This is a genomic window from Cytobacillus sp. OWB-43, assembly GCF_034651445.1.
Classification (GTDB): Bacteria; Bacillota; Bacilli; order Bacillales; family Cytobacillaceae; genus Cytobacillus; species Cytobacillus kochii.
Genome location: NZ_JAYEFF010000006.1, coordinates 81,946 through 94,073 on the forward strand (window position 1 = coordinate 81,946; position 12,128 = coordinate 94,073).

A 12,128-nucleotide genomic window follows, 5' to 3' on the forward strand; every position below is an offset into this window, starting at 1 on the left:
TCATTCAGATATCACTTATTTGTTTTGGTGATAATTATAATACATTTTTTATAATTGTTGTTATTATATATGAAATATACGCTTCTGTCACTAATTTTATCTTTATTAATTAGACGCTTTTAAGCAATAAAGCAAATTGATTCAAAAGGATGTGATTCTTTTGGGTGAGAAGAAACAATTTTTTGTCTTAGATATAGGAACAAGGTCAGTCATTGGTCTCTTTATTCTTTTTGAAGAAGGTGAGTATAATTGTGTTGATTACTTTGTAAAGGAACATGATGATAGGGCAATGATGGATGGACAAATTCACAATATCCAATCGGTTGCAGAAACAGTTATTGTTATTAAACAATACTTTGAAAAAAAACATGGTCCCCTTCAAAAAGTATTTATTGCTGCAGCTGGTAGATCATTACGAACCGAACGCATAATGGCTAGTATGGATATAAGAAATTACCCTCCTTTAACTGCTGACTATATTCAATATTTAGAATGGCAAGCTCTTCAAAAAGCACAATCTACTATTACAAATAAAACTCATCATACAGAAATCCAAACAGATTATACCTTTGTAGGCTATACACCACTGTATTATTTTATTGACCGACAGCCTATTGGGAGTTTATTACATCAACAAGGTGCTCAAGCGAGTATAGAAATTATTGCCACCTTCTTACCTAAGCTTGTTATCACCTCTCTAGAAGCAACTGTACAAAGAGCAGGGTTAACGATCGATGGACTAACACTCGAGCCTATTGCTTGTGTACAAACTTTAATTCCTCCATCCTTACGACATTTGAATATAGCTGTATTAGATATCGGAGCAGGTACATCTGATATTGCCATTACTAATGAAGGAACAATTACTGCTTATGGGATGGTGCCACAGGCAGGTGATGAAGTGACAGAGTTCATTCAGCAATTAACACTAACCGATTTCCATGAAGCAGAGCGGATCAAGCGGCATTTGGTCGACCATGAATCCTTCACATTTGAAACATTAAATAACACAATACAACATATCTACTCAAAAGACTTAATGAGTAGGCTTTTTCCCTTTATCGAACAACTTGCTCATTCACTTTCAAAAAAAATACAACAGCTAAATAATAAAAAGTCACCTCTTGCCCTCCTAATAATTGGCGGTGGAAGCTTAACACCAGGCATTCAAGAATTACTTAGAGACCAATTAGATTTGCCTCCTCATCAAGTCATGCTTAAAACTTTAAATAGCTTAAAACATCTATCATTTCCAGAAGAGCTAGCTTCTCACCCGATGTATGTCACACCTTTTGCAATCGCAATTGCAGCCAACGAAACTCCGCTCAGATTTGTTCCTATTACAATCAATGGAGAGACAGAACGATTGCTAAAAATCAAGACTCTCACAGTAAAGGATGTCTTATTAACTGCAAAATATCTCACAAGGAATTGGTATGGAAAAATTGGCTCTCCAAAAGTAATTACCGTTAACAAACAACAAATGACCATTCCAGGAAGTCACGGAAAACCGCCATATATTTATTTGAACGGTAAAAAGGCAAAATTAAATGATGCCGTTCACGCTCATGATGAAATAAGTGTCGTAAGAGGAATGAGTGGGGAGCCAGCGACTATTAGAGTATCTGATTGTGTCGGAGAAACCGAGAATAAAAGTATTTATATTCACGATGCAAAATACACCATTATGCCCTTAATAAAGGTGAATCAAGTAACAGCATCCACTCAACAGCTACTCGAGGACGGTGATCATATTGAATATATGATCCCATCGACAATTACAGAAATCTTTCATTCATTAGATTTGACACATCTATTAGAGAGCGTAAAGCCATATCAACTGATCATCAATGGGAAGCAGACAATCATTCCACCGCATAAAGGAAAAGTTATTTGCAATGGAAATTCGATATCTTTAACTAGTCATGTCAACCATTTAGATCGTTTAGAGATCATTGAGCCGCGCCCATTAACACTGGTAGAATTCATAAAATATAAATCTTTACAATACAAGGCCAGTATAACGATTAGTGTCAATAATAAAGAAGTTACGCTTTATAAACAACTTTTGCACATAATCAGAGAAAAAGAGAAATTAGTTGAGGAATCACTTATACATTCAGGAGATGTACTAGAAATAATAAAGGAAGATGACCAAGCAAGGTTTTATTTTCATGATGTGATTAAATTTGCAAAAGTTCAAATTCCTTATCATGGTAAACTTCAATGTACATTATTTAAAAACGGCAAGAAGTCCTCTTTATTAGAGGAAATACAAGAGGGGGACAATTTAAAAATTCACTGGTCAACTAAAAATTACACACTCGTGCGGAAAAAACACATAACTCCTTCAACCAATTTAAAAAATGTTCCGAACGACTCACGTCCATATTAGACAAATAAATCGTTCGGGATAGATAACTTCCTTAAGCTTGTACAGCCTCATTTAGGGTATCATATGTAATTTTACGGTGGGATGTATGCCAAGCCACTTCTTTATTAACAAAAAGAAAAGCTTGTGGAGATTCGTGTTTTACTTCAAATATTTCTGCAATCTCGTTTGACAATGGGCGATCTTCTTGAACAACTAAGTAATAAGCTTTCACATCACTATTTTCATTTGTGTATTTTTCATATTGCTCGTAAGCATCTGCGCTGATTGGGCAAGTGTTACTGTGCTTAAGTAATAACATCTTCTCATTCTCTTGCAGTGCTTGTTTAAATGCTTCTTTTGTATTTAATCTTTCCATTTGAATTACCTCTCTTATTATAATTATGGTATACCTCACATTATTTTACTAAAAAAGAAGCACCTATGACAAATCGAGATCATAATAAAGCGGTAAAGAATAGATTGCTCTTTACCGCTTTATTGAATACTATTGATTTACTTTTTCTTCTGTTTGGTCAAAAGCTACTTTCGTTTCTTCTAATCTCTTTTGTGCTTCTGCTTCCGATGTTGGAGCATTTTCTTCAGCTACTGCGTCATCTTTTGCAGTCATTTGTTTAATTTTATCTTTCATATCTGCAGACTGCTTTGATACTGTTTGTTGTAAGTCACTAGATTTTTCTTTTGCTGATTGGACAATTTCATTGCTTTTTTCTTTAGCAACCTGAACCCATTCAGTACCTTTTACTTTAGCAGTATCAGCGATATGGCTAGATTTTTCCTTTAATTGAGAAGCTTGTGTATTAATATCACTTATTAGTTCCTTACCTGATTTAGGTGCAAGTAATAATGCTGTACCAGCACCTACAATACCACCAATTAGTGCTCCGATGACGAAATCCTTTGTATTGATGCTATCTTCATTTTTGGCCACTTGTTTTGATTCATTTTCTTGACGATCTTGGTTACTCATCATTATCATCCTCCAAATTGAATTTATGACCTTGCTCTTTCTCTTTTCTTGCTAGGAACTGGGATAGGATCCTCAGCTGTATAGGTTTGCGCTGGTGCTTGCTTACGTTGTTTATATTTCTCTCTTAATTCTAAGATAACATTACCCCAGCTAATAGCTTGTGCAACTTTTTCTTTATTCGACTCTAGCTGCTGACTGACTGAAGATGATATATTTTGAATAGAACCATTAAAGGTTCTTACTGAGTCCCCTACTTCTTTTACGGCACCAACAACATTATTCAAGCTTTCAGATTTCTTTTGAATATCTTCTGCTAATGCATTCGTTTTATGTAAGAGTACTGTTGTTTCCTTGGTCACTCCATCAAGCTGTTTTTCTAACCCGTCTAATGTCTTAGATACACTTGTTAACGTTACTTGTAGCGATGAGAGTGTTTTAGAAAGGTAGATGACTAAAACTAAAAAAGCAATGGCAATAACCGCTACACTCAAATACAAGATAATTTCCATTAGGCACACCTCCGTATTTTCAAAATAAGAATGATTCAAAGAAAAGAGCAAAGTATTTAATTTATTATTGCTTTTCCCCAATTATGAGAGAATAAACGCTCTTTCCAAATAATCCTTTTTATTTTATCTGTAAATATTATCATAATATAAACAATTACTTAAATGAAGCGATTAGACCTAACGGGAACCTTACTTATCTATTTTATCCTAAGAAAATCATTTATTCTGTCTTTTTCTCTAGTTATTTTCGAACAAACATCCCACTTTAGGTTACAATAAGAAGGTAGTAATCAATTTTTTATTCGGAGGGATATGTAATGAAAGATCCTCGTATTGAACAATTAGCTAAGAACTTAATTAATTATTCAATTGGTTTACAAAAAGGAGAAAAGGTTCTCATTGAGAACTTCGGTTTACAAAAAGAACTTGTAACTGCTCTTGTAAAAGAAGCCTACGCCGCTGGTGGTCACCCTTTTGTCACGATAAAAGATAATACAGTTGACCGCGCACTTTTATTCGGCGCAAATGAAGAACAATATAATATGATGGCTTCATTTGAAGCAAATGTCATGAGCCAAATGGATGCTTATATTGGTTTACGTTCTGGAAATAACATTAACGAACAAGCAGATGTACCAGATGAAAAAATGCGTATTCACGGATCAACAATCGGCCAAAAGGTACATAGAGAAATTCGCGTGCCAAAAACAAAATGGGTCGTACTCCGCTATCCAAACGCTTCAATGGCTCAATTAGCTAAAATGAGCGTGGAAGCATTCGAAGACTTTTACTTTGATGTATGTAACTTAGACTACAGTAAAATGGATGCAGCCATGGACAATCTCGTTTCATTGATGAATAAAACAGATAAAGTTCGCTTAACAGGACCTGGGACTGATTTAAGTTTTTCAATTAAAGATATCCCAGCTATTAAATGTTCTGGACAAATGAATATACCAGATGGTGAAGTTTATACCGCTCCAGTGCGTGATTCAGTGAATGGAGTTATTTCTTATAACACACCATCTCCATATAACGGTTTTACGTTCGAAAATGTAAAACTAACTTTCGAGAATGGTAAAATCATTGAGGCCACTGCTAATGATACTGAGCGTATTAACAAAATATTCGATACAGATGAGGGAGCTCGCTTTGTTGGAGAATTTGCTATTGGTGTTAACCCTTATATTCTACACCCAATGCAAGATATCCTTTTTGATGAAAAAATTGACGGTAGCTTTCACTTCACACCAGGACAATGTTATGACGAAGCATATAATGGGAACAAATCAAATATCCATTGGGACTTAGTCAATATCCAACGTCCTGATTATGGTGGTGGAGAAATCTACTTCGATGATCAATTAATCCGCAAAGACGGCAAATTTGTAATTGCAGAATTAGAAGCTCTCAATCCAGAAAACTTAAAATAAGCTAACAAATTCGACTTTTTCCATGTACCACGAACAAATTTTTGTTCGTGGTTATTTATGTATTGCCATATTCTTCGGATTTAATTGTTATAATTTTCCTTATTTACTAATTCTGTAATTTCCTTAACAACAGGTACACCCTGTCTTGTAATTGTATTAAACATGACAAATGTCTTCTTACATGTTGTTAATAGCTCTTGATTCTCATTATATATTTCTTGATAAATATAAAAGCTTTTATTACCTACGTTACGCAATTCTGTGAAAATTGTGAGTTCTTCATTCACCCGTGCCTCTTTTTTATAGGTAACATCAAAGTTAACCATTACTGTTCCTAAATGCTGTTGATCTAATTGCTCTCTTCCAATGCCAATTTCTCTATACCAGTTAGATACTCCCTTCTCTAAATAGACAAGATACTTCATATAATTCATGTGTCCTAAATGATCAATATCATCTTGTTGAACACATACCTTTAATATATTTTTTCGCATACTCATTCCCCCGTAATTTATCCGTCATTTTTTTATATTATATTTTATCAAAATAGTAAGAAAATGAATACCATCAACTTTCATCATTCAAATTTATTTAGTTCAAAGTAATTGATTAAGGAGAGTATTTGAAGAAAAAATGATTGTTGTGTCGTTTTCGACGGCCTGATGTAAGTGCAACTCAAAAATTACGCAGCTATCTTTGCCGATTTCACTTCAATTGCACGCACAAATTCCTTTTTTGCTCTAATGGAATTGAACCACAAATTGAATTTATAAAAAAAAAATAGTCCCCCACTCACATGAGGAACTACTCGCTTATAGTTGCATTTCGTATGCTTTCTGGAATTTTTGAATGTCGCCTGCACCCATAAAGATTAAGACACCATCGTGGTGATCTTTTAAGATATTCGTATCGTCTTCGTTTAAAATAACAGCACCATCGACTTTTGCTTGTAAATCTTCAATAGAAAGCTTTCCGTGGATTTCCCTAGCGGATCCAAAGATTTCACATAGATACACTTGGTCTGCCAAGTTTAAACTTGAAGCAAAATCATCTAAGAATGTTTGTGTCCTTGTGAAGGTATGCGGTTGGAAAACACCGATGATTTCTTTATCAGGGTATTTTTGACGCGCTGCTTCAATTGTTGCTTTTATTTCAGTCGGATGGTGAGCGTAATCATCGATAATGACTTGATCACCAATTTGTTTTTCTGTAAATCGTCTCTTTACTCCTCCAAAAGTGAGGAGCTGCTCTTGAACAATCGAAGCATCAATATCTTCGTAATGACACACGGCAATAACGCTTAAAGCATTTAAGATGTTATGATCTCCGTATGATTTGATCGTGAACGTATTATAGAAGGTATTCCTTACAAATACATCAAAGGTTGTACCGCTTGTTGACTTGATGACATTTCTTGCTTGAAAGTCATTTTCTTCACCAAAACCGTAAAAAACAACAGGTACTTTTGCTTGCACTTTTTGTAATTGTTCATCATCACCACAAGCGAAAATTCCTTTTTTCACTTGTAATGACATTTCTTGAAACGCAGAAAAAACATCATCAAGACTTGCAAAATAATCTGGATGATCAAAATCAATATTTGTCATGATGCAATAATCCGGATGGTATGACAAGAAGTGGCGGCGATATTCACATGCTTCAAAAGCAAAATATTCGGCCAGTTTATTTCCTCTCCCAGTACCATCACCAATCAAATAAGCAGTAGGATTCGCACCTGTAAGTACATGTGCAAGCAACCCAGTCGTAGAAGTTTTACCATGTGCTCCTGTAACAGCGATACTTGTAAAATTCTTCATGAAATCACCGAGGAACTTGTGATAGCGAATGATTGGTAAACCAAGTCTTGTCGCTTCTTCTATTTCCTCATGTGTATCAGGGAATGCATTACCGGCAATGATTGTTAAGCCAGGTTGTATATTATTTTTATTAAATGGCAAAATTTTTATTCCAGCTTCCTCAAGTGCCACTTGTGTGAAGAAGTGCTTTTCAACGTCTGATCCTTGAACATTATAATTCATATCATGTAGAATTTGTGCAAGTGCACTCATCCCTGACCCTTTAATACCGACGAAATGGTAAATAGTCATATAAAGAAACCTCCAACCATCGTATATCTGTAAAACAGTATATGACATATATCTATTTTTGCTCATAATCGTTTATTTCAAGTTTCCATAGTTCTTTTTAATTCACATTTAAACATTATATCATTATTCCCTTTGAAAAACTATGTATCACTTGTCCCGATCATTATAATTTTTTTCAACTTATAAAGCATTAGCATTTTCTTACCTACAGTACAGTATAACAGCCTTTTCTACCTAAAAAGGGTGTTTGTTTTTAGACAATAAGAACGAGGACTATTGACTCACCACTTCCCAATATTGGCTTTCTGGTAATATGTCCAATGCTCTGTGCTTTAAAAAAGATCTCAATGTATCTTTTTTGCCCATTCTTTGATAGTTTGTACGTAATTCACTAAAAGGATGAACATCTTGACATAGTAGGAGAGGGGTGAAAGCGAAATTATTCTTTATACCAGGAATTCTCCTTAAAAAAACAACCGTTCCTCTTACGATAGTTAAAGAAGAATGCTCCACTTTATTTAAAGATACAACTTGTTCTTCCTCATTTAAATCATATCCAACTATAGTCTTTCCATCATAGTTTGTAATTAACAATGGTTCCATAACAGCAGCCATACATAGGGCAGCTTGAATCATTTCATATTCATGCATCTGAGTTCTTTGTCTCTGTAAAAATAGCTGAAACACGCTAACCCCATGAATGGTTTGGTAGTCAAAAATTAACCAATCCGTAAATAGCTGGTACATACTTGATGGAATTTCATCCTCCTCCTTTAATTGGAGGTGTAGTTTAAAAATATGCTTTGCACGGACCATCTCACGAATATTTAAGTGGCGTTCACTGTACCTTTTAACCTTTTCAATTAACTGAAAACTAGCTTCCTCACCTTGCAGTTGCTTTTTATCACGAAACTTGTGCAAATGAACGATGGGTGTATCATTTTCAACCATCATGACCCTTCCTTACCTTTCTTCTAACATCATTCACTATTTTGTTCAATTTCATTTAGTTCCATTTCAGTAATGAGGACATCTCTTGGCTTACTGCCCCGATTTTCAGATACGAAGTCTTGTTCCTCCATCATATCTATTAAGCGTGCTGCTCTGTTATAACCAATTTTAAACCTTCTTTGTAACATAGAAGCCGATGCCGCCTGATGATCAATCACAAAATAACATGCTTCAAAGAATAATTCATCTGTTTCTTCAGTTACTTTCGCTTTCTTTAATAACTCATCTTGTTCAAATAAATATTGTGGTTTCTGCTCTTTCCTAACATGTGCTACAACATCATCAATTTCTTGATCAGAAACAAAAGTTCCTTGCAAGCGAACTGGCTTTGATGAACCGTTTTCTAAAAAGAGCATATCTCCTCTACCCAATAGCTTTTCAGCACCACTAATATCTATTATTGTCCGCGAATCCACTTGTGAAGAGACAGAAAAAGCAATTCTTGTTGGTACATTTGCCTTAATGAGACCCGTGATAACATCAACTGATGGTCGTTGAGTCGCAATAATTAAGTGAATCCCACAGGCCCTTGCCTTTTGAGCGATACGACAGATGGCTTCCTCAACATCCGCTGGAGACATCATCATTAAATCGGCTAATTCATCTATGACAATGACAATATACGGCAGTTTTTGATGGTATTGCTTATTTGCCTCTGCATAATCATTGTAACGATTAATATCTCGTACGCCCGAATGAGCAAATAATTCATACCTTCTTTCCATTTCTTCTACCGCCCACTTCAGTGAGGCTGTTGCTGCTTTTACATCGGTTATGACCGGACTAACAAGATGTGGTATTTGATTGTATGGTGCTAATTCTACCATTTTAGGATCAATGAGCAAGAGCTTTAACTCCTCAGGATCAGCTTTGTATAAAAGACTAATAAGAATAGAATTAATACAAACACTTTTACCAGATCCTGTTGCACCTGCAATTAAACCATGGGGCATTTTGCGTAAATCTGTGACAATTGGATCACCAGCAATATCTAGACCTAATACAGCAGTTAGTGGTGACTCTGATTGCATAAACTCTTCACTATGAATGATTTCGCTAATTTGTACAGGTCTACTCTTTTGGTTAGGCACTTCTATGCCTATCGCGTGTTTTCCAGGGATAGGTGCTTCTATTCTAATATCCCTTGCAGCAAGACTGAGTTTGATATCATCAGCTAGGTTTGTAATTTTATTTACTTTCACTCCAGGCTCTGGTTGCACTTCAAAACGAGTAACCGCAGGACCTTTCGTTACTTGTATCACATGCGCTCGGACATTGAAGTGATGTAGGGTGGCATTTAATAATTCCTCTTGTTCTAATAACCATTCTTCATCTGTGTCCATATTAACTGGAGGATCTAACAACCTCATAGACGGGAAGACATAATTAGGCAAATTTTCTTCTATTTCCTCATCTCTATAAAAGTCATTTTTTTTTACCTGTGACGATGGATGGAATTCTGGTGTCTCATTGACATTTAACTTTTTCCTATCCGATTGCAACATCATTACATTAAAGGGCAGATGACTCCGTTTCTGTGGTTGATGAGACGACGTTTCAGTTTCTATCTCTTCTTCCACATTAGCGTGAGCATCTTCCATGCTATGTATGTTTGTTTGACCTTCATCCTGTGCCACATCTTCATACATCCGTTTTTCTTCAACTTCTTCATACTGGTTCGAATAAGGAATGGACTTTTCAAGTGCGACAGCAGTTTGATTTTGTGAAACTGTTAGCTCATCTTCGACCTGAAAGGATGCTATCACTTGTTCCGGCTCATTGTTAGTCGCGACAATCGGGGCTTCTTCCACCCTCTCATCCACTTGTTCCGGCTCATTGTTAGTCGCGACAATCGGGGCTTCTTCCATCCTCTCATCCACTTGTTCCGGCTCATTGTTAGTCGCCACTATCAGGTCTTCTTCCACCCTCACATTCACTTGTTCCGGCTCATCGTAAAGAGACAATTGATTGTATTGTTCTTCAAGTGAAGCAGATTCTTTTCTGCCACGAGCAATACCAAGGTCATATTCAGTAGGTTCTATTCTTTCATACTGTTCAAGTTTCGTTTCCTCTTTTATTTGACTTTTTCTTTGACCAAAACCATATATAGGAGAAGGAATTTCTGATGGTTTAAATGGCCCTGCATTCAGCTTAATTTCCGTTTTTTTTATTTGTTTCTTTTCTAATGGACGATGATTTTCTTGCTGATTTTCAATATTTTCTTTTGTTGAATGACTTCTTCTTTGTCTTGTTTGAAGATTTTTGCTATCTTTTGGCTTTTCGTCTGCTAATTTATTTTCACGTTCTCTTGGCTTTCTTCTTTCCCGTGTCTCATCTGGGATGAGAGGAAAACGAAATTCACCTTTTGGATATTGATAAATTACTTTTGCTTCTATCTCTCTATGTGTTTCAAATGGTTCTTTAGTTTGAATTTTATTAGTGTTATTTGTAGGTTTATCTTCTTGAGTTGTATTCGTTGGATCATATTCCTTGAACTCATCGGCATCATAGCCATTAAAGTAGGCTTTTATTCTTTTAAACCAATTCATTCTATCAACTTCCTTTTCTGTTCTAACTTACATTCTATCAGTAAACCTACTAAGAATGATAGCAATTATATAATCTGAGTTATCTTTGATAAGTTTTTGATATCATTGAAAAAGATGACACACAAATGAAAAATGGACCGCCTATAGCGACCCATTTCCATGGTTATTGTTTCTTTTTATTCTTGCCTAAAATAAATATTGGTTCTAACTCCCCATCTTCATATAAGAAAGACAGAGCTGTAATTGGTACATGACCACTTGCAAAAAAGCTCATTGTCATTTGTGCCAGGATATCGTATCCTGTTTCATTCATAATATCAGCAATAATTAATACATCTTGATGAGGAACAGCTACAGCCATATTTCCTTTGACCTTTGTCGCCATATTTTTGAGAAAAGACTCGTTTAAGATACGACTAGCATCATACCCATCTTTTTTATTGAGGAAATAAAAATCGTTACCAGCTACTTGATCTATTTTCATTTCTGTAGAAAGCGACCGAACATTAAACTGAGCAACTTCTTTTATTCGCTCTTTTTCCCAGCCTTCTTTTTGAAGCAATTTTTCATCAATTAATCGGTAAGTGCTCCCTAAGTCAAGTGCATAAAAAATTCGCGTTTCTGCGGTATGCTCATCATATACAAAGGGTACTTCATCACCTGTTTCTAGTGGAAAGGAAGTTGAGCGAATAACGGGAAAAATGTTTTTCTCTTTACCGGAAAAACGTTGTTCTCCTGTCATGGCTTCTAAGCCTTCTTCTACATAATAAACAACCTCATCAATTGCTTTTTCCTTTTGCTCTTGATATCTCGCGACAATGCCAGGCAATTCTATCGTAATCCCTTTGCCAGTATGTTTATTTTCTATACGTAATTGATCTTTTTCTCTATCGAAAGTCATTAGGCGATCCTCTTTATGAAGACGCTTTTCTAATTCTTCTTTCATACGCTTACTTGTCATTTTATTCTTCATTCTTATCCCTCCTTACAGGGAAGATTTTCGGTACTTAGTTTACACTAAAATGAGCAGAAACAAAAGTGTCCCGCTTCCATAACCGATGATATGGCTATTATCCATGTAGAACAAATATCTCCATCTATCCTATCAAAACAACCAAACTATTTCGTGGGAAAAACGATATAAAGGAATGAACAA

General features: G+C 35.4%; 10 protein-coding genes. 2 read left to right on the plus strand and 8 right to left on the minus strand.

Annotated elements, in window-relative coordinates:
- The first annotated feature begins 160 nt into the window (after nt 1-160).
- Nucleotides 161-2,395: a cell division protein FtsA gene (locus tag U9M49_RS18495; RefSeq protein ID WP_322910357.1), complete on the plus strand. Its 2,235-nt coding sequence runs from the start codon at nt 161-163 to the stop codon at nt 2,393-2,395.
- A gap of 31 nt (nt 2,396-2,426) precedes the next feature.
- Here the strand turns inward: U9M49_RS18495 and ytxJ are convergent, their stop codons facing one another.
- From ytxJ to U9M49_RS18510, 3 genes are all read right to left on the minus strand, one after another.
- The gene (gene ytxJ, locus U9M49_RS18500) at nt 2,427-2,750 is read right to left on the minus strand and encodes a bacillithiol system redox-active protein YtxJ (RefSeq protein ID WP_095372227.1); all 324 of its coding nucleotides are present in this window, start codon (nt 2,748-2,750) and stop codon (nt 2,427-2,429) included.
- Between the two features lie 129 nt (nt 2,751-2,879).
- Nucleotides 2,880-3,362 carry a YtxH domain-containing protein gene (locus U9M49_RS18505; protein WP_095373626.1) on the minus strand — a complete coding sequence of 161 codons (483 nt, stop codon included), beginning with the start codon at nt 3,360-3,362 and terminating at the stop codon, nt 2,880-2,882.
- A 23-nt stretch (nt 3,363-3,385) separates the two neighbouring features.
- The gene (locus U9M49_RS18510) at nt 3,386-3,871 is read right to left on the minus strand and encodes a DUF948 domain-containing protein (RefSeq protein ID WP_095372226.1); all 486 of its coding nucleotides are present in this window, start codon (nt 3,869-3,871) and stop codon (nt 3,386-3,388) included.
- 317 nt (nt 3,872-4,188) lie between these two features.
- On the opposite strand from U9M49_RS18510, the gene U9M49_RS18515 reads away from it, so the two are divergent.
- Nucleotides 4,189-5,304, plus strand: coding sequence for an aminopeptidase (locus tag U9M49_RS18515; protein ID WP_095372225.1), 1,116 nt, complete (start codon nt 4,189-4,191; stop codon nt 5,302-5,304).
- 80 nt (nt 5,305-5,384) lie between these two features.
- Here the strand turns inward: U9M49_RS18515 and U9M49_RS18520 are convergent, their stop codons facing one another.
- The 5 genes from U9M49_RS18520 to U9M49_RS18540 all read right to left on the minus strand — a co-directional run bounded on the left by U9M49_RS18520 (nt 5,385) and on the right by U9M49_RS18540 (nt 11,945).
- Entirely contained in the window at nt 5,385-5,798 is a 414-nt protein-coding gene (locus U9M49_RS18520) for an acyl-CoA thioesterase (RefSeq protein ID WP_322910358.1), read from the minus strand.
- 318 nt (nt 5,799-6,116) lie between these two features.
- Complete coding sequence (gene murC / locus U9M49_RS18525; protein WP_095372223.1) at nt 6,117-7,412, minus strand: UDP-N-acetylmuramate--L-alanine ligase; 1,296 nt, start codon at nt 7,410-7,412, stop codon at nt 6,117-6,119.
- Between the two features lie 273 nt (nt 7,413-7,685).
- Complete coding sequence (locus U9M49_RS18530) at nt 7,686-8,363, minus strand: hypothetical protein (protein ID WP_095372222.1); 678 nt, start codon at nt 8,361-8,363, stop codon at nt 7,686-7,688.
- A gap of 29 nt (nt 8,364-8,392) precedes the next feature.
- On the minus strand, nt 8,393-10,972 hold the full coding sequence (locus U9M49_RS18535) for a DNA translocase FtsK (RefSeq protein ID WP_322910359.1): 2,580 nt from the start codon (nt 10,970-10,972) through the stop codon (nt 8,393-8,395).
- 163 nt (nt 10,973-11,135) lie between these two features.
- On the minus strand, nt 11,136-11,945 hold the full coding sequence (locus tag U9M49_RS18540) for a DUF1444 domain-containing protein (protein ID WP_224938783.1): 810 nt from the start codon (nt 11,943-11,945) through the stop codon (nt 11,136-11,138).
- Nucleotides 11,946-12,128 lie beyond the last annotated feature (183 nt).